This is a genomic window from Pectinatus brassicae, from assembly GCF_014201835.1.
Taxonomy (GTDB): Bacteria; Bacillota; Negativicutes; order Selenomonadales; family Selenomonadaceae; genus Pectinatus; species Pectinatus brassicae.
Window position 1 is genome coordinate 1 of the sequence record NZ_JACHFH010000043.1, and the last position, 19,387, is coordinate 19,387.

A 19,387-nucleotide genomic window follows, 5' to 3' on the forward strand; every position below is an offset into this window, starting at 1 on the left:
CCAAACGTTGCCATTCACGCTAGTCACAATAGGGTTACCCCGAATGGATGGGGTAGCCTTTCGGCAATATATTACGCGACTTCTTGTCGCACTTGAAATCCTCGGTCACTGTGAATCATAGGCGTACTACCGGGCGCAGCCTGCAAGGCCAAGTCCAAGGTTTGGAACACGAGACTGTTATTATTTGAATGGCCTAAAACATAGGCGACAATTGCTTTATCATGCAAATCCAAGATAGCGCTAAGATAGGCTTTCTGACCGTTTCCATATTTTAACTCCGTTACGTCGGTCAGCCATTTCTCATTTGATCTCTCTGCAGTGAATTTACGGTTTAAGAGATTCTCAGCAACTTGCTGCGGTGTTGACTTAACATATTTCTTTTTCTTTCTGCGAATCACCGCTTGGATTCTCGCCAGCTTCATGAGACGGTATATACGTTTGTGGTTAATTAATTGACCTGTTTGCCGTCTCAGGTTTATGGTTAATTGACGATAACCATAAATGCCTTCAAACTTCTTGTAGAGCAAGATCATTGATTTAATAAGTTGTTGGTTCTCTTGCTCATGGGGACTGATTCTGCGCTTCAACCATTTGTAATAGCTCGAACGTGAAATTTCTGCTATTTGACACAGTAATTTCACACTAAAATGGTTTAATCGCTGTACGGTTTGGATGGCTACATAGATTTTTTCATGCCGAATTTGACTTAATATCGCCTCCCTTCGAGTTCTTTCAATTTTTTTAATAATGCATTCTCCGCTCTAAGCCACTCATTTTCGTACTCGAGTTTTTTCATAGCAAGCTTTTGTTTATCATCCTCACTTAATTCTTCGAATGCTATTTTTCGCCCTCGCCCATCCTTTAAGGCATCTTCTCCACCATCTTCATATTTCTTTACCCATTGATAAACCTGTTGGTATGAAACCTTATAGCTTTGGGAAGTGTTCTGGTAATCATGATTGTGAGAAAGGCAGTATAAGACAATCTCAATTCGTTCCTTCCAATTGGTGGATTTCCCTTTAGTCATAGCATGTGTTCCTCTACTTTCATTAGATTTAAAGCTACTATGACTATTATACTTTTTAATCCAGTTTTTGATTTGGGTAAAACTGGCGATTTCATACTTATCTATGATTTCATGCTGCGAATAATTTCCTGAAAGATAGTCCCGCACAGCTTGAATTTTAAGTTCCGCGGAATATCTCTTATTACCAGTTCGAATTTCTAAACTATTATATCCATACACTTCATAGCGATGACGCCAATTTATTAAACTTGATCTGTTAATTTCATATTTTTTAGCAATCTCTAAAAGTGTAGCTTCACCCATTTCAATTTCTTGCAATATGGATAGTTTTTCTGCTGCACTATATTTATTAAATTTAGACATAAAGATGCTCCTCTTTCGATAGTAGGTTTTTATTATTTAACCTGTCTACCATGAGGGGAGCATATCATTCTGCTACAAGTTGAGCCTTTTGCCACGCAAAACTTCCGCGCTTGAGCAACCGCCTCCACTTTTCTTATGGCTAGTTACAGGGAGTTTTTAAGGTAGCTCAGCTCCGCAAAGTATTTTATACAAAATTACACCTAAAGAATTAGCATATTTCTCTAAACTCATGTAAATGTTATGACTGAATGTATGTTAGCACAACAGCTTATTATTTACCAAAGTGGCTGAATTATCTAAGATTATGAGTTAAGGGTAAAGTCTATAATTGAGTAAGAGTATTAGTACAACTTATCAGCGTAATAATAAAGGCATTAATAATTCCAGGGAGGTATGGATTTAGTGTTACCCGATAAATTTTACGGGAAATAATGGCCGCACCCGGTAAAATAATAGCAATAGGGAAAAGCCAGATTTCCACAATGTTAGAAATACTTGTGAAGAATACTTCGCCAGTAGTAAAGAAACTGGTATACTGAACAGCAAGTATAACCATACTACTTATGCCGTTAAACATGGCTAACAAGGCAATATTCATCCACTCCTTTTTGCCTACGGTAACATAATTGAAGCAGTTAACAGCTACAGAGTTTGCAACATAGAACAAAAGAAAGAAGGGTAAATATTTTAAGGAAATAACAATCTTATCCGGCGTAAAAGATTTAACAGCGATTACCCACATACGAAAGTCCGTTTTAAACAGGTAATCAGCAATGAATACAAGACTAAAAGTCGCGACAGAAACGATTAATGCTAAACCAACCGTTTTGCACAAAGCTCTAAAGCTAATAATAATACCGCTTTCACGAAGATTCATACCCTGCTCTTTAGCGAAGAACTTGTATGACAGAAACATGATGATTATTGCGGTAACTCCGGATACCACACACCAAACACCTATGAAGAATACAGGCTCTTGAGAAAAGAATGCTGGGCGGAAGCTGTTAGACCAGGTGAATAGGTTCATATAACTAAAACCAGAAACTACCGCACTTACAAATAAACCTCCCCAGAACCAAACCTTGCCCATGCCAACAGGAGCAGGTGCAGCCACTGCTTCTCTGGAAGCTTTGAGAGATGAAAATGGTGCTGTGTATAGCAATGCTTTGGTAAAACTTCCAATGAACATTACAAAACCAATTAAGCCAATAAAATTAAATATTTCTTTAATTTGCCAGACCTGATTATTGGGTGCTATCGGGTTTGGCGCACCAAAGGCATCTTGAAAAAACTCTATACTACTGGTGGCAACGGATGAAGAAACGGTATTCCAAGGGTGAATTTGTGCAGGGTTATAAATAACACGGCTGGCAATTTTACCGTTGACTTCCTGTTTGTAAATGTTATAGCTTGTACGGTGTTCATTTCCACCCTTTGGATCCACGCCAAAGTTCAAGAAAGATTGTGCATACTGGGTGTTGATATAATCACGTGGAACAGTATAACTACCATCTTTCAAATTGCTACGGAAAAAAAATTCATCGTATTGAGCAGCAACAATGCCAACATCACGAGTGCCATAATTGTTCGTATACTTTTGCTCGTCTGTCCTTGCCGTCCAGTACAATGGCTCTCCTGGATCATTTGTATACATTGCATCGTTTGCAACAAGCAAAACAGCCGAAATCAGAGGTTTATCCTTACGATTATCTTCTAGAATCGACCAATTAGCAGCCCGAGCGCCATTAGAGTGACCAGAAATTCCAATATATTTTTTGTCAACATAGGGAAGACCGGCCATAAGTTCAACTGCATCATACATACCTGTACCACGGTTTTGCCACTCAGTTGGATCAACCGCGTCTGAGTTACCATGTCCATACATATCAATTGACATAACAACGTAACCACGACGTGCATATTCAACGTAGTTCATATCCTGCATTTCACGGTTGTTATACCAACCATGGCTAGTGACAATTCCAGGGGCTGGATCATTCTTTGTAGCATTGGGTGGAATGAAAAGCAATGCACTCATAAGATGTCCCGATGGAGTTTCCCAACGCAAATCTTTAACTGTAATATTGCCTCCCGATGTTTGCACAATAGATGCACCAACCATACTGATTAAACACATTATTATCGAAATTACTACAATTCGTAAGTTTTTTTTCTCTTTCATGTTTTATAATCATTCCTTTCACTTCGCTCAAGGCACGAAATGGACTGCCGTATACATAACGGTACTTATGGTGGTGTGAGATATCGCTAGATAAAATATTTATTCAGCGATATCTATATTAGATCAAGGTGTTAATTTCGGCCACTGAATGGCTTGGTTGGCCACAATATACCAAGTGACGAAGAGGGTATTTGTAAAAGCACCCGTATAGATATTACCCGTTATTCGGAAAAAAGTGGTCGAAAAGTAAGAAGTAATTACCATCAATGGTATAAACTGGAATGCAATTACTGTTAGTAATGCTTCCATTGGAATATAAAGTACTTCGGTTAGTGCTAAATAGCCTTCTTGCCAGCCGATTAACAGTGCAATTCCGAATAAGTTAAAAAACGTGTAGGCTAGAGTCCAGTGAACTGTCGTTCTGGTGTTGCTACCCATCTCTGGCAAGCGAAACTGCCCGTGTAAAATGAAACTGTTAATCACGAAGTACAGCCCGAACGCCGGCAAATACTTTAGGAAGATGACGAAACGGTCAAAGTTCATTAGTTTAATGCTAAATACCCACCAGCGGGCATCCAGTAAGAAAATCCAGTCCACCAACGCTAACACTAAATAAGTGCTGGCCACAACCAAAAAGCTAAGTAGGAATGATTTGCCAATCTTAATCCAATCAAATTCATTTCGGCTACTGTCGGTTGATAGGCCAAACTTGAAAGCATCTGCACTAAAGTTCTTCATTGTCATTGCCCCCCATTCACTAAGTTACTCGATGTTTGTTTGCGGGTGACATCCGCCTGATAAATAAAGTGATACCATACAGCAAACAGTACTAAGCCGATCAAACCATTCATCAGGTCCCACACTACGACTCCGTTGGTCATGGCCTGAGGCCAGAACCAGTTATGAGGAATCCACCCATTACCCCAGTTCTGGAACTTAAAGAGCGATGCAGCTGGGATGACTGTGCCGATTAACGCACCTATCCACCAATTGGCATTCATCTTAGCGTTGGTAGCAGGCATTGGGTGGATAAGATCTTTAAAGTAAGACAAATGGATCAACCATCTGGCAATTGTCCCCATAAATACAATCAATCCAATAAAGATTAAAGCGTTACCGAATTCTTTCCATTGCCAGATTTGATCACCTGAATCAAGTCTTCTAGGAGGGGCAATAGATCCTTGCATAAATTGGATAACATCACCGATAGCTTCTTTTGATAAGTGCGCCCCAGGATGAGTGGCAGAAGGCATGAACCACTGGCGTGCCGTTTTGTCTGCAAAAGAACCATAAAGTTTTCCCAAGACTACATCATCGGTTGTGTTAAAAGCTACTTTGAGCTTAGCGACTGAGCCGATATCCCTAGCCCGGTTAACACCGTACATGAAACGGGTAAATTCATCCCTCTCCCCGAAAACAACTGCAAAATTGAATTTTGCATCACCTGTGATTTGGGGACCGCCACGCATTTCTGAAGCCGAGCTGACCAATATCAGTGTATTGATTTTGTCTTGATTGCGCACAGCCGCATCACTGGTGGAATATCCACCCATAGAATGTCCTTCCAGTCCAATATTGTTGTGATCAACAAAAGGTAGGTTCCTGATATATTTGATCCCGTCCTCCACGCCACGGGAGCCGTCACCAAGTATTTGATCTGAATATCCATGTCCAGTCATGTCCATCGCAAGAAAAACATAACCGCGGCGAGCAAATTCAATCGCGAAGGCATCTTGCGTCTCGCGGGAATTAATGTAACCATGCATTCCTAATACCGCAGGCGCAGGTGTTGCATTTGCTGCGTTTGAAGGAATATATAATAGTCCGCTAAGTATTTTGCCGTCCTTACCTGCAAAACGGACATCTTTGACCGCAATATCGCCGCCAGCGGTATTGAAGTAGTAGCCGATACAGCTGCCAATGAAAATCAAAAGAATTGCTACAATAAACCACTTTTTCATCGATTTCCCCTCCCATTTTTCTTAATAATCATTGAATTTAGAGTCTAACTTTGATTTCTGTGACCTCCCCCTCTCTAACATTCTTAAAATAGATTGGTAACAGCGAGAAACCATGAATTCTCATTGACATTAAACAACGATCACTCAGAAATAAAAGAAACTTGTGAACGTGGTAGACTTGAGAATAATGCAAGCTCATACAAAATAAAACTATTTGGTATGTTTTTAATTTTTATATTTTCTTATTTTTCTCATTTTTCACACGTTGACATTATTGTATCCCAAGGAATCAATAATGTCAACGAATATTACATTTCACTTCACATATTTTTCACATAAACACAAAACTCTGGCCAAATTCACATAAGTTTAGACTCTTTCGCTATTACAACTACACACCATACCCAGATCAGGCATATAGAACCACTAAAAACCACTGAAAAAGCTCAAATGGGTGGGCCTGATTTTCTATGGCCCTTTTTCTCTATCTTTTTTGAGGAGTTTTCATCGAAGGCATACTTTACTGCATTTTTGTGCTATACTTAATTTAAAAATAATAATATACACTTTGATTTTGCTAAGGAGAGGGCAGATTGACAATGAAGTTAGAATGGATGAATAAGCACCGTGAACTTGTTGAAAAAATAATTAAATACGCGAATGCCTATGCACATATCTATAATAAACAAATGGATTATCATGCGGGCGTAGATTTTTCAGCTGCACAGATTCAGGTGCTGGAATATGTTTTGGAAAACGAAGACCAGAAAATGTCAGAAATCGCTAAGCGCCTGGGGATTACACGGAGTGCGTTTTCAAAGAATGTAAAAAAATTAATGGATAAAGGGTTATTGGAAAAGTTCCGCTGCAATAACAATCAAAAGGATATTTTTTTAAAAGTAACGCCTCTAGGAGAAGCTGTGTATGAACAATACTCTAAATTTATTTATGAGACCTGTTTTAAAGAAATGTTTGAGATTGCAGGCCAAATTCCTCAAAAGTATGTAGTGATGATGGAGAGGATGATGGATGTTTTTGCGGATCGAACTATCGATTTAGGAAATAAGGGTGAAAAACAAATATATACAAAAATTCATCAACCATAAAACTAATTTCTATTAAAAAGCAAGGCTTTAAAAATGATAAATAATGACTAGGCAAAAAAAGCAAGCAGATTAAGTCTCTGCTTGCTTTTTTGTTCCTAAACGAGAAATTCTAGCCTAGGTCTGGTCGTATGATCAGTTATTTTTCAACTATTCTGATTTAATACTTTCAATCGCGTCTTGAGCCCACTTAGAGTCTTTGTATATAGCTCTTCCTACACCGATAAGATCTGCTTTTCCTTCCAAAAGCAGTTTTTCCGCAGCCTGAGCTTCCGTAATTCCACCCGTCAGTATCACAGGAATGGAAACAACTTCCTTAATGCCTTCCGTCAAGGACGAAAAATATCCCTGAACCTTAGAACCAGGAACAGTATATCCGCAAAATCCTCCAGAAATATCGAGAATATCTACTCCTGCTTTTTCAAATGCTAATGCAGCGATTTTACTGTCTTCAATTGTACTTCCACCTTCCATATAATCAGATGCACCTAAACGCAGAAGAATAGGATAACTATCACCAACAGCATTACGTACTGCTTTAATAATTTCTAAATGAATTTTAATTCGTCCAAGCACATCTCCACCATATTGATCTATTCGCTTATTACTGAGAGGAGAAAAGAATTGGTTTAGCAAATATCCATGAGCCGAATGAATCTCCACACCGTCAAAACCAGCATTTTTTACACGCAGTGCTGCATCCTTAAAACTTTCAATGACCTCGTTAATTTCTTTTTCAGTAAGTTCCCTTGGAAGATTACCCGTACGTGGATTTGGTACAGCTGAAGGTCCAACTATATCAACCCCTGTAATTTTATTATCGGTTGCACTTCCAGCATGGTTGATTTGCATTACTGTTTTAGAGCCATTCTTATGTATAATAGTTGCCAGTTCTTTTAAGTCTTCCACCAGACTATTGTCTGCTATGGAAAGTTGCTTGTCACTAGCCTTGCCTTGTTGTGCAATAAAGCTGTGTTCGATAATGACTAACGAGATATATCCACCCTTGGTTTTTTCATCATAGTAATCTAAGATGCCTTTGCTCACTTTTCCATTGTCTTCCGACCTTGAAGTAGCCATCGGTGGCATTACCAATCTGTTTTTTAAAGTCATTTTATTGGATATTGAGCATTCTAAATTTAACCATAATTCTCTCCTTTTCTTTTCACTGCCATATCTGTACTAGATTTTGTTTTCTCTAAAAAGCATAGTATTTTCTTTCCTGCTAAGAAATAACTTGAACTACTCCCAAGTCACTTGCAGCAGATTTCTGTTGACTAGCCGTTTATAGGTATGTTGGGAGTACCCAACCATCAGTCCACCGGTGACAGCCATATCTTCCGATAGATTCAAAAGTTTCAATAGCGGCGGATAGCCAGCAACTGCACAGGATTCAAATATTCCAGCATAACATGTCCCTAACCCAATAGACGGTGCATACAATTCGGCGTAAGCCAAGGAAAAATGTGTATTGTCCCGACCACGAGGCAAAAAGTTTTTCGCCGCTATGGACACAACCAAACATGGCGCGCCCCGCAAAATGACATCCTGACCTGTTTTACGATACGTATGGACTGGACCTGCATAATAGGGTGCCCAAGGAGATCCTTTTTGCACTTGTTCCTCCATCCAATCTACTATAACATCTGTAATTTTGCGAAGTGTGTCAGCATTATCAATAACGTGATAAGCCACTCCCTGGGAGTTTGCGCCGGTCGGCGCCAGCCGGGCAGCATCAAGAAGTTGCAGAATTTTCTCCCGCGGTACAGCCTTTTGGGTATAACGGCGAATTGAGCGCCGCGTGCGGAGAAAACGGATTGCCGTGTCTGCATCAAGAACAGGTACTTTTTCCACTGGTACCTGCTCAGCCAGAGGCGTCTTTATGTTCTCTAATGCTTCGTGGGGACAAATCGCCACACAGTGACCACAGGCGATACAGTTATTTCCTGTAGCTTGTGGGCCTTGTTGATCCATATTGATAACACCCATAGGGCAAACCTCTGCACAAAAGCCGCAGCGGATACATTTTTCTTGGTCAACTTGAATAAGGTTCATATCAATCAATTCCTTTCTGCTACCCTTTTACGAAAATACAGCGATTACCGATAGTGCTAAAACACTTGCAACAATAAATACACCGTGCTTCCGTTTTATCTCCTGATTCCCAGCGCTGAACAAGATTTGGCTCACGAAGCAACGGTCGGGACAAGGAGAAGTATTGAATATTAGTAGTATCGAGGGTTTCTTGCATTGCTTGAGGGTCACGGTTTACTCCAACCACGATGACTGGCGCTTTGATGAGCTTAGCAATTTGAGCAGCATATTCGCCAAAAACACCCTCCCGGGAGGCATTCATATCCCAAGGACTGAGGCCGCCGCTGATTTCCACCCCATCAATGCTACGTCGATCCAGTTCTTGGCAAAGGTATTGACAATCATCAAATGTAGCGCCTTCTTCATCAAAATCACTGCAATTGACTTTGATCAAAATGGCAAATTGAGGGCCAACCGCGTTACGCATAGCCTCATATACTTCGACGATGAGGCGAGCCCGGTTTTCTCTCGAACCGCCGTAGGCATCAGTACGCTGATTATAATAGGGACTTAAAAACTGGCTCAATAAATAACCATGAGCGGCATGAATTTCAACGCCATCATATCCTGCTGCTTGTGCCCGCTGGCCAGCAGCGGCACATGCACCAATTAGGGTTTGGATATTAGCTGCAGTCATTTCCGTTGGGACTACACCAGTCCGCTTTTGAGGCACCGCGGACGGTCCCCAGATTTCACGACTACCTACCTGGTAATCCGTCATAGAGCCACCATAGGCGACTTGCAAGATAATACGAGCATGATGTCGATGGGCAACCTCAACCAACGGTAGGTGATGCGCAATCAAAAAATCATCATAGATTCCCAACATTCCAGGATTGGGTTGTTCATCCGCTAAAACATGTGCATAACCGGTGATAATCGTTCCTACGCCACCAGCTGCTAATTCTTCATACACCTTAAGGAGATCTGTGGTTGGACAACCTTGCTCATCCGCCAAGTTCTCTCACGTGGCGGCACGGAATAATCGATTTTTTACCGTGATCTCATTTATTTTAGTTTGATCAAACAAGTTTTTCATAAATCCACCCCCTAAATATAATCTCTTGCTATCTTTAAATTGCAATGCCTGTATTAAAGCCCTCATGTATCGCTTCTAATGCTTTTCTTACCGTCGTTGCGTCACCTATTGTAATTATTTCATTCACTTTCCCCGCTAACTCATGAGTTAATTCATTAACAGCCTTCACACCCACAGCGATTACTATGGTATCAAATTTTCCTAAATTTTCTTCGCAGTCAAACTTTGCGGCAACTAACCCTTCTGCAGTAATCTTTTGAACTCTGAAGTTAGTTAGTATTCTAACACCTTTATCAGCTAAATCCTTTAGTAAAAATTCTCGTACACTAAATGGTTCATCAACGGCTATCGCTGGCATCATTTCGATTATTGTTACATTCTTTCCATGATTAGCTAAGTGGTTTGCCGTTTCTGATCCTACTAAACCTCCGCCAATAATCGCCACCCTGGCACCGGTTGTAACAGTGCCCATTAATACGTCCTGAGCAGTTACTGTATGGTAGTTCTCCATCCCAGGTATAGCTATTGCAATTGGTCGGCTTCCTGTAGCCACAATTACTGTATCGGGTTTTTCTAAATCCACTACTTCTTTAGTCAACTCACGACTTAAATGGATATTTACATTGAATTTTTTTAGTTGCTTGATTTGCCAAGCTATGAAACCTGCAATTTCCCCCTTTGATGGCGGAATGCTTGCAAGATAGAATTGCCCACCCAACTTATCACTTTTTTCAAATACATGAACTTCATGTCCTCTTTGTGAGGCTAGGATTGCAGCTTCTAGTCCAGCAGGACCACCACCGGCAATAAATATTTTCTTTTTATGTTCAGCTGGCTTAATTGTTATTTCCCACTCTCTTCCCAAAGTAGGATTCAAAATACATTGAGCTGCTTTTCCTTCAACAATCTTAGCAACACACCCTTGTAAACAGCCTATACATTGAATGATCTCATCAAACTTACCTGCTAAGGCTTTTTGGGGCATATTCGGGTCTGCTAATGATGCTCTCCCCATTGAAACAAGATCTGCTTTCCCACTTCTTAATATGGATTCCGCTAAGAGTGGATCATTGATTCTGCCAACAGTGATTACGGGAATATCGACAACTTTCTTCACTTCTGCCGCTAAATCTGTAATCCAGCCATGGGCCAATGTTGCAGGTGGAATAATTCCGTGCATAGCTCCATAGGCTCCGGCAGATATATGTAATACATTCACACCAGCATCTTCAAGCAATATGGCAATTGCTTTTGTATCTTCAATGGTTCTTCCACCTGGGACAAGTTCATCCCCTGAAATTCTGAAGAAAATTGGAAAATCATTGCCAACTTTCTTTTTGATATCCGCTAGTATCTCTAGCGGAAATCTCATTCTGTTGTAAATGTTCCCGCCATATTCGTCGGTTCGCTTATTGGAATACGAGGACATAAATTGTGCGATTAAGTATCCATGTCCACCATGGATCTCGACACCATCAAAACCTGCACTTTGCGCTCTACGAGCACAATCGCCAAAATTTTTCACCAATTGTTGAATTTCTGTCACAGTAAGTTCATGTGGAATCTCTTGGTTAGCAGGACATGGAATCGGCGAGGGAGCAACAGGCTGGTCATTTATAACCAAGTGATTTGTTTGTCTTCCAGCGTGATAAATTTGAGCCACTATTTTACTTGCATATTGATGAACGCGTTTTGTAAGCTCCCTATGTCCTGGTATTTGACTATCATCCCAAAGTCCAGGAATCCTTGTAAATCCTTTCCCTTTGGGATCCACAGCATAGTCCTCCGTTATAATAATTCCCCAGCCACCTTTTGCCTTTGCTTCATGATAGGCGATAAATTTTTCTGTTGCCGTCCCATCCTCATTACAGTAATTAACCACCATAGCAGGTACAACAAGACGATTAGAAGCTTCTAGTGTTCCTATTTTTATGGGAGAAAATATTTTTTTTAACATTTACACATCACACTCTTTTCTTCTTATCACTGTACAAGGTTTTACAGTACTTTTTTACAAACACTGATTTCCGGTTCTTTATCCATATATGCACTAAGTTGTGGAACAATTCTTGTAAAATGCTCCGAAGACATATGGCTATTTAAAAATTCTATACTTTCCCATTCTTCAAGCATTAGTAAGACTTTAGGATCTTTTTCATCCTGGTACATCTCGTACTTGATGCAGCCTTCTTCTAGCACTGTTTTTTCGACCAATTCCCTAGCTAATTCTATGACTCTATCAATTTTCTTTTCTTTTGGAAAAAATTTTGCTACAACTTTTATCATGTAAGGTCACTCCCTATCTTTATTATTGGATACTTTGACTGAACATTAATGACACACACCATATCACTCATTACTCCTATTTTCTTGCCATTATTCCCAATTTGTTTTGCTTTTTAGTAGATTTACGACTCCCCCCCGGTTAAAAGAAAGGAGTCGTAATCATTAACCCTTTACTTCCAATTTTCGTAATGAACTCTTGCTTTATCAAATCGATCGATAAATACATTTTTTTGATCATCTGGATAGCCTACTGCTATGAGTGCAAAGGCCTCAATACTGTCTGGCAAACTAAACATATCTTTTACAGCATTCATTTTTTCTTCAACAGGTGCAATTCCAATCCAAACTGCCCCAAGCCCTAAGTGTACTGCTTCCAAAAGAATATTTTCTGCAGCAGCCCCCATATCTTGATCTGTAATTTCTGGAATTGGTATTTCTTCTTTTCTTGATAGCAATACAAATGTAACTGCGGAATTTGCAACCATCCCTGCATAAGGACTTGTTTCTGACAGTTTTTTTAACCCTGTTTTATCTTCAACAACTATAAATTCCCATGGTTGTTGGTTTGCTGCTGATGGCGCTTGCATGGCAGCTCTTAAAAGTTTTTCGATTTTTTCTTTTTCAACTGGTTTTTCCTCATATTTTCGTATACTTCTTCTGTTAAAAATTGCTTCCATTATATTGCCCCCTAATAATATTTTTTTTATTTGTTCTCAATAAATTGGATTAAAACTGCGACAGTTGCCATTGTAAATATTCGTCTATTTTATTCCGATCAAAACCAATGACAATCTTGCCATCAATGTTCACTACTGGCACACTCTGTTGACCGGAAAGTGACACTAATTCCTTCAGACCTTCCGCATCGTGCTCTACATTAATTTCTTCATAGTTGACTCCTTTTTGCTCTAAATAGCTTTTTGCTTTTTTGCACCAAGAGCAATCAGAAATTGAGTACACCTTTATCATATACATCCCTCCTACGCAATTCTAAAATATATCGTTCCGCCATTAACGCCGCTACGGTCCCATCATTAACTGCCGTAGTCAATTGGCGAATTTTTTTGGTCCGCACATCACCAGCGGCAAAAACCCCAGGAATATTGGTTTCACAACTTTCCCCGGCAACAATATTCCCATAATTATCTAGTTCTAAATCCTGTGCATACATTTCGGTCCGCGGTAAGGAGCCAATATATACAAACACGCCATCCATTTTCATTTCTCGCTTGTCCTGATCAGCTTCCTCCTGTATAAGCAGGGTCTGTAGTTGCTTATCGCCAAATGCACCCAGAATTTTAGTATTCCACATTACTTTAATTTTAGGATTACTAAATAATTCTTCTTGACTTTTTTTGTCGGCTCGTAAAGTACCTGACCGATGAATTAAAGTAACTCGGCTTGCATATTTAGTCAGTGATATGGCTGCCCCCACTGCTGCACTGCCCCCTCCTACTACGGCAATTTCCTTACCTTCATAGAGGTGACCGTCACAAATTTCGCAGTAATGAATGCCATTACCATGAAACTGCTTTTCTTCACGTATAGGCAACTCTTTTTGTTTCATTCCAGCTGCAATAATCAGAGTCTTTGGGTAGTAGATAAACCCTTCTGTCTCAATTTTCTTTTCTGCCCCTGTCAATGTTGCTAAGAGTACACGATCAAATTCATCTAATTTCGCTCCGGCAACTACACTCTGCTCTCGCATACGCTCTATCAGTTCACTACCACTAATACTCTTGAAGCCAGGATAATTTTGTATCAGAGAGGCATCCCGTATTTGTCCTCCCACTAACTCATCTTCTAAAATTAATGTGTCAAGTTTCAACCTGGCTGCATAAATGCCAGCAGTTAAACCAGCAGGCCCTGCGCCAATAATTAACACATCCGGTTTTTTTATCTGTTTCTCCATTATGACTCACCTAATTCCTATAGAATCCTTTTAATATCTTCAACCATATCTACCGGACTTACAGGTGACTCAAAGCGCTTTACCAAATTACCCTTGCGGTCAATTAAAAACTTAGTAAAATTCCATTTTACTCCGTTCCCTTCAAGATATTGTGGGAAATTTTCCTTTAGAAAATCTTGTAGTCCTTTTCCCTGAGGAGTAGCCTCATCAAGGCCAGTAAAAGGAATCGCTTCACTCAGATACGTAAACAGGGGATTGCTATCATCTCCTCGAACATCACCCTTTGCAAAAATGGGAAAGCTCACACCATAATTAACTTGGCAAAATTTCTGTACCTCGTGGTCATTCCCGGGCTCCTGCCCAGCAAACTGATTGGAAGGAAAACCCAGTATTTCCAAACCCGCGTTTCCGTATTCCCGATACAAATTTTCTAAATCCGCAAATTGAGGAGTAAACCCACATTTACTTGCTGTATTTACGACAATAAGTACTTTACCCTCATAATTTTTTAATGAAATAACGTCTCCATTTGCTCGCTTTACTTTAAAATCATATACGCTCATAATAAGTCCTCCTTTAATAATATGACCATTCAGCTTTATTTAATATAAGTCACACAAAGCGCGGGTGTTTAACACCTTTGCCTTGCATGACTTATATTTTACAATTCAGCGATAGCAATAATTTCTACACCTATACAGCGAAAAGTTATTTACAGACTTTTGCTTAATATGCTACGCACTATAGCTGGGGTTACTAGACCTTTCTCACCAAGTTCAACCATTCCATGTGCTTCTAAGTTGGCAATAATCGGTTCAATTACATCTTGCCCTAGGCCATAGTCGGCCAGCCTAGTCTTGACTCCCATGGTTTCAAAAAAGTTTCGAGTCCGCTCAATGGCGGCTGTTGCTTTTTCTTCCACAGACATATCCTTAGGTAAATTCCAAACTCGTTCCCCATATTGTAATAATTTAGCCTGCTTTTCTTCTTTCATAACTTCGAGCAGGGATGGCAGCACAATTGCAAGTGTCTGCGCATGATCCAAACCATATAGCACCGTAATTTCATGACCAATCATATGCGTCGCCCAATCTTGGGGAACTCCGCTACCAATAAGTCCATTTAAAGCTAAGCTAGCTACCCACATTAAATTGGCACGAACATCATAATTTTCCTTTTCTTGTAAAGCCTTGGGTCCTTCTTCAATCAGGGTTAACAATAACCCCTCCGAGAAACGATCCTGTACTTTACCTTCTGCAGGATACGTCAGATATTGTTCCATTACATGGATAAAAGAATCCACCACGCCGTTACTAATTTGCTTTGTTGGCAATGTATATGTATAAATAGGGTCTAATATTGAAAAGCGTGGAAATACTGCTTTGCTCATAAATGGAAGTTTTGCCTGAATTTCTTTGCGAGTAATCACTGCACCATCATTCATTTCCGAACCAGTAGCTGGTAGCGTCAATACGACACCAAAAGGTAGAGCACTTTTTACGTCTAACCAGTCTCTAACAATTTCCCAAGGATCGCCCTGTAGATAAGGCACAGCCGCTGCAATAAACTTAGTTCCGTCAATAACAGAGCCTCCTCCAACTGCCAACAGAAAATCGTAATTTTCTTTACGAATAATTTCTACTGCCTTCATAAGTGTTTCATAAGTAGGATTTGGCTCAATGCCACCAAATTCTCCTACTTGATAGCCCTTTAAAGTATCCTTTACAGTCCCAAGTAACCCTGTCTTTTGAGCGCTGCCGCCTCCGTATAGTATAAACACTTTGCTACCTACTGGAATTTTTGCAGTCAATTGTTCGATTTGTCCCTTACCAAATATGATTTGTGTTGGATTTGCGAATTGGAAATTTTGCATAGTACTAGCCCCTTTATATTTTTATTTAACATACAGTTTAAGTATAACTTTGTTCCATCTTACTAGTTTACGAATATCTTGGCATATATTGCTGTCTACTTGCATCGCTTATCTGAATATGTTAAAGCAATCCTTTATACCAATAATGTAACAAAAAAGATAAGGGCCTCCCCCTACACACATCGTCACAAACACAAAGATTGCTTTTATGGCAATAGCATTTTTTCAAACAACGTCTCTAATGTATTTCGAACTGGTTCTGCCGACTTTTCAATCTTCATTCGCAATAAACTGCCTTGCCAAACATCCCACACAAGATCAGCCAGTCGCGGTGCTGATAAATCAATCCTTACTTTAGAATGTTGCTGCCCCCATAGCAACCGTAACTCTAATATTTTTTTAAATTTGCCAATCGCATCCTGTAGCGCCATGCGGCAATCTTCACTGACCTCGCTGATTTCACCGGCAAGATTACCTAGCAGGCAACCCGTCTTAGGATCAGCACATTCATATCCTATGGCAAGCTCTATAAAAGCTGCATGTAGGGCGAGGTATGGATCACCTTTATCTTCTGCCTCCAACAGATTTTCCCATTCTTCAATACGTGTTTTTGTATAGAATTGGATAATCTCTACACAAAACTCTTCCTTACTTGCAAAGTAATTATAGAAAGAGCCTTTCGGTATACGTGCAATGGTGGTGATTTCCTGAATGCCTGTGGCATTAAAACCTTTCTGTTCTAAAAGAGATAAACCTACCTTTAGTATATTTAATCGCGTCTGTTCTAAATCTATATTTTTTTTTCTACTCATGCCATTACTATACAACCGGTCATATTAATAGTCAATACCTTGTGAATAAAATATTTACGCATGTTTTTTTGCACTTTGTGTGACATAAGTACTCAATTTTTAAATTACGCACGCGCATGTATGAGCTTCTTGCTCAGTTATAATTTATTAATTTCATAGTATCTCTCCGTTTTTTTAATATTTTTATTAGCGATTTGAATCCACCAAGTAGCTATCCTCGTGTTTTAAAAAATATATTTAAACATTCTATCCTCAGTATGCTCTAAATATATCTTTTGCTTTTTAAAAATTATTCAAATAGTTCTTTTACATTCTTTAATTCTTTACGAATTTCAATACTCTGGGGACAATGACTCTCGCATTTACCACATTCTACACACTTAGACGCAGGAGTTCCAAGCTTTGACATAATTGCATATCTTTGTTTTGCCACTAGTGAGCCATCAAAAGACCAATAGTCATTGTATGTTGCAAAACATCCAGGAATATTGATTCCCACAGGGCAAGGCATACAGTAAGAGCAAGCTGTACAATTGATTTTTATCCTCTCGTTAAAGATTTTCTTTACTTTATTAATTATTGCTATATCTTCCGTTGCTAATGAATTTTCATGAGCTTCTTGCGCCACTTTTAGATTCTCCGTTACATGCTCCATCGTCGTCATACCACTGAGTAAAACAGATACTTCTGGATGATTCCACACCCATCGTAAAGCCTATTCAGCTGAAGACCTCTTCACGGCGCTTCTCGCAAATAAATCATCTGCTGCTTTAGGCAGTTTGACAAGGTTTCCACCTCTTAGAGGTTCCATAATGGCAATACCCAAGCCTTTTTTCGCCGCATATTCTAAACCATCTTTACCGGCCTGGTAGTCCTCATCCAAGTAATTATACTGAATTTGACAAAATGTCCAAGGATATTCATCTACGATTTCTTTAAACAATCCACCCTGATCATGAAAAGAAAATCCAGCATATCTAATTTTTCCATCCTTAATTGCTTGATCTAAAAAGTCAGCAATCCCAGCTTCTTTGAGCACTGGCCAAACATTTTTATTTAACGAATGTACTAAATAAAAATCAATTACATCTGTCTGAAGACGTGCTAATTGTTCATTTAAGTATTTATCCATGTCAGCCCTAGTTTTAATCAACCAACTAGGAAGTTTCGTCGCCAAATTTACTCGTTCTCGATAGCCGTCTTTTAAGGCTTTTGCAACAAAAGGCTCACTTTCTCCTCCATGAGTAAAGCCAGTTCCATGATATGGATAAGCTGTATCCACATAATTTACGCCAGAATCAATCGCATGGCGAATCATATATATTGCCTTTTCCTCATCAATTTACGTTGGATCATTATTAATAATCGGCAGCCGCATACACCCAAACCCTAATACAGAAACCATTTCCTTTGTTTTTCCATACTTTCGATACAGCAAAAGAAACCCACCCTTTTATTATAATATTTTTAAAAAAAGTCCCGGCAAAGTTAGTATCTTGCTAACTCATTTCTTGCGTAATCAGACTGTTATTAATAACCTGAGTAAATATTGATTCCTCTTTCGCTAAAAAAGTCACAAGACTACCGCTTTACTCTTTCCGCGCCATTTTTAATTGGTACTGCTTATCTTTCGCACTATCGGCAATGTGCTTCCTTGCATAGACAATGAACATAGGAGCTGTCTGATAAAGCATTAATAAGGAATAAGATAATAGCAAAATAAATAGATAGAATATTTTCCAATTTATTTCTTGGAATATTTCAAATACGAATGTATCTTTTCCTAATTCTAGCTGCGTACATAAAAATAAGTACAACGTCACAAAGAGGGTCATAAATAATCTACTAAAGGTATGTTCCATATGAGTGATAATCCTAGATACTTCTAAGGCATCATCCCTAGTAGCCTTACGGATTTCGGATTGACTTATGGTAAATTTTGCCATTACCATAGGCAAAATAATACCATTTAATATACAAATCATGGTGCCTATCACTGGATAAAGTCCTTTTGTCTCTTGTAATGATAACGATTCCGGCAATCCAGCCCACAACAAACCAGTTAGTACTATCGCGAGTAAAAAAGTTCGTTTGCGAATACTGTTATTTAATATCCCAAAATACATCTTCTTGTCTCCTCGTATTATATTTCTCAATAAAATAGGAACAGGGAACTTTATTCCCCTTTTATGTATTACATGTATTTCATGCTTTTCAAAACGCTCAAAATGAGTAAAAAACCTCCCCCCTTCTGCCGGATTGTACTTATCTTTTACTAAGAGTTACATCCTTCTTAGCACCAAAATACAACGGCAACATCCTGTGATGTTTTCAACAAAATTACTACCAGAATATTGACAAGTGTAACAATTATAAAAACGAGGATTTGCTCGAACAATTATTAAGGCAATATTTTTTCTGCCCCAAAGTTCAAACTCGCTTATTCCATTAGCTTCGCCAATTTTTTTAATCCTTCACCAGTAGCGTTAATTTCTTTTATATTCGCATCAATTTCTTCAATATGTTGTGCCTGAATCTCAAACCTACGATTATTATCCTTCATTTTATCACCTAAATTCGTCATGGAAGTCTTCAACTGTGTAATTGAGCTATTAATTTCCTTAATTGACTGAGTACTAGATGTAGCCGCTAACTTCCTTTGACCATGCCTTGCCCACGGCTTTTGTCCATGGCAGGCTGGAATTGCTCTCTTGAATTGTCTCTTGCCCGGGTAT

At 39.2% G+C, this 19,387-nt stretch carries 19 protein-coding genes and 1 pseudogene; 1 reads left to right on the top strand and 19 read right to left on the bottom strand.

Going from position 1 to position 19,387, the window contains the following annotated elements:
- Window positions 1-71: 71 nt before the first annotated feature.
- From HNR32_RS12200 to HNR32_RS12220, 5 genes are all read right to left on the bottom strand, one after another.
- Window positions 72-749 carry an IS3 family transposase gene (locus HNR32_RS12200; protein WP_183863107.1) on the bottom strand — a complete coding sequence of 226 codons (678 nt, stop codon included), beginning with the start codon at window positions 747-749 and terminating at the stop codon, window positions 72-74.
- The gene (locus HNR32_RS12205; protein WP_183863078.1) at window positions 707-1,390 is read right to left on the bottom strand and encodes a helix-turn-helix domain-containing protein; all 684 of its coding nucleotides are present in this window, start codon (window positions 1,388-1,390) and stop codon (window positions 707-709) included. Before HNR32_RS12205 ends, HNR32_RS12200 begins: the two co-directional genes overlap by 43 nt.
- Before the next feature lie 322 nt (window positions 1,391-1,712).
- Window positions 1,713-3,572, bottom strand: a complete 1,860-nt coding sequence (locus tag HNR32_RS12210) for an alpha/beta hydrolase family protein (RefSeq protein WP_183863080.1) — start codon at window positions 3,570-3,572, stop codon at window positions 1,713-1,715.
- Window positions 3,573-3,695: 123 nt separating this feature from the next.
- On the bottom strand, window positions 3,696-4,310 hold the full coding sequence (locus tag HNR32_RS12215; protein WP_183863082.1) for a hypothetical protein: 615 nt from the start codon (window positions 4,308-4,310) through the stop codon (window positions 3,696-3,698).
- Between the two features lie 2 nt (window positions 4,311-4,312).
- Entirely contained in the window at window positions 4,313-5,533 is a 1,221-nt protein-coding gene (locus tag HNR32_RS12220; protein ID WP_183863084.1) for an alpha/beta hydrolase family protein, read from the bottom strand.
- Window positions 5,534-6,132: 599 nt separating this feature from the next.
- Here HNR32_RS12220 and HNR32_RS12225 point away from each other — a divergent pair.
- Window positions 6,133-6,639 (top strand): MarR family winged helix-turn-helix transcriptional regulator, encoded by a 507-nt coding sequence (locus HNR32_RS12225; RefSeq protein ID WP_183863109.1) that lies wholly within the window; start codon window positions 6,133-6,135, stop codon window positions 6,637-6,639.
- 147 nt (window positions 6,640-6,786) lie between these two features.
- On the opposite strand, the gene HNR32_RS12230 is transcribed toward HNR32_RS12225, so the two are convergent.
- From HNR32_RS12230 to HNR32_RS13920, 14 genes and pseudogenes are all read right to left on the bottom strand, one after another.
- Window positions 6,787-7,749 carry an NADH:flavin oxidoreductase gene (locus tag HNR32_RS12230; protein ID WP_183863086.1) on the bottom strand — a complete coding sequence of 321 codons (963 nt, stop codon included), beginning with the start codon at window positions 7,747-7,749 and terminating at the stop codon, window positions 6,787-6,789.
- A 129-nt stretch (window positions 7,750-7,878) separates the two neighbouring features.
- Window positions 7,879-8,691 carry a nitroreductase family protein gene (locus HNR32_RS12235; protein WP_183863111.1) on the bottom strand — a complete coding sequence of 271 codons (813 nt, stop codon included), beginning with the start codon at window positions 8,689-8,691 and terminating at the stop codon, window positions 7,879-7,881.
- A gap of 19 nt (window positions 8,692-8,710) precedes the next feature.
- The gene (locus HNR32_RS12240; protein WP_196611100.1) at window positions 8,711-9,688 is read right to left on the bottom strand and encodes an NADH:flavin oxidoreductase; all 978 of its coding nucleotides are present in this window, start codon (window positions 9,686-9,688) and stop codon (window positions 8,711-8,713) included.
- 115 nt (window positions 9,689-9,803) lie between these two features.
- Window positions 9,804-11,726, bottom strand: a complete 1,923-nt coding sequence (locus HNR32_RS12245; RefSeq protein WP_183863087.1) for an oxidoreductase — start codon at window positions 11,724-11,726, stop codon at window positions 9,804-9,806.
- 41 nt (window positions 11,727-11,767) lie between these two features.
- The gene (locus tag HNR32_RS12250) at window positions 11,768-12,055 is read right to left on the bottom strand and encodes a putative quinol monooxygenase (RefSeq protein WP_183863089.1); all 288 of its coding nucleotides are present in this window, start codon (window positions 12,053-12,055) and stop codon (window positions 11,768-11,770) included.
- Window positions 12,056-12,225: 170 nt separating this feature from the next.
- Complete coding sequence (locus HNR32_RS12255) at window positions 12,226-12,732, bottom strand: nitroreductase family protein (protein WP_183863091.1); 507 nt, start codon at window positions 12,730-12,732, stop codon at window positions 12,226-12,228.
- Window positions 12,733-12,781: 49 nt separating this feature from the next.
- A complete protein-coding gene (locus HNR32_RS12260; RefSeq protein ID WP_183863093.1) occupies window positions 12,782-13,024 on the bottom strand; it encodes a glutaredoxin domain-containing protein in 243 nt (80 codons plus the stop codon).
- Window positions 12,999-13,967: an NAD(P)/FAD-dependent oxidoreductase gene (locus HNR32_RS12265; protein WP_183863095.1), complete on the bottom strand. Its 969-nt coding sequence runs from the start codon at window positions 13,965-13,967 to the stop codon at window positions 12,999-13,001. The genes HNR32_RS12260 and HNR32_RS12265 overlap by 26 nt, the downstream gene beginning before the upstream one ends.
- Window positions 13,968-13,984: 17 nt before the next feature.
- Window positions 13,985-14,530 carry a glutathione peroxidase gene (locus HNR32_RS12270; RefSeq protein WP_183863097.1) on the bottom strand — a complete coding sequence of 182 codons (546 nt, stop codon included), beginning with the start codon at window positions 14,528-14,530 and terminating at the stop codon, window positions 13,985-13,987.
- 149 nt (window positions 14,531-14,679) lie between these two features.
- Window positions 14,680-15,840 (bottom strand): iron-containing alcohol dehydrogenase, encoded by a 1,161-nt coding sequence (locus HNR32_RS12275; RefSeq protein ID WP_183863099.1) that lies wholly within the window; start codon window positions 15,838-15,840, stop codon window positions 14,680-14,682.
- A gap of 206 nt (window positions 15,841-16,046) precedes the next feature.
- Window positions 16,047-16,652, bottom strand: coding sequence for a TetR/AcrR family transcriptional regulator (locus HNR32_RS12280; protein ID WP_183863101.1), 606 nt, complete (start codon window positions 16,650-16,652; stop codon window positions 16,047-16,049).
- A gap of 289 nt (window positions 16,653-16,941) precedes the next feature.
- Window positions 16,942-18,087: pseudogene (locus HNR32_RS14405) on the bottom strand (aldo/keto reductase).
- 154 nt (window positions 18,088-18,241) lie between these two features.
- On the bottom strand, window positions 18,242-18,778 hold the full coding sequence (locus HNR32_RS12290) for a hypothetical protein (protein ID WP_183863103.1): 537 nt from the start codon (window positions 18,776-18,778) through the stop codon (window positions 18,242-18,244).
- Between the two features lie 314 nt (window positions 18,779-19,092).
- A partial coding sequence (locus tag HNR32_RS13920) for a hypothetical protein (protein WP_221300621.1) occupies window positions 19,093-19,387 on the bottom strand: 295 nt, incomplete at its 5' end.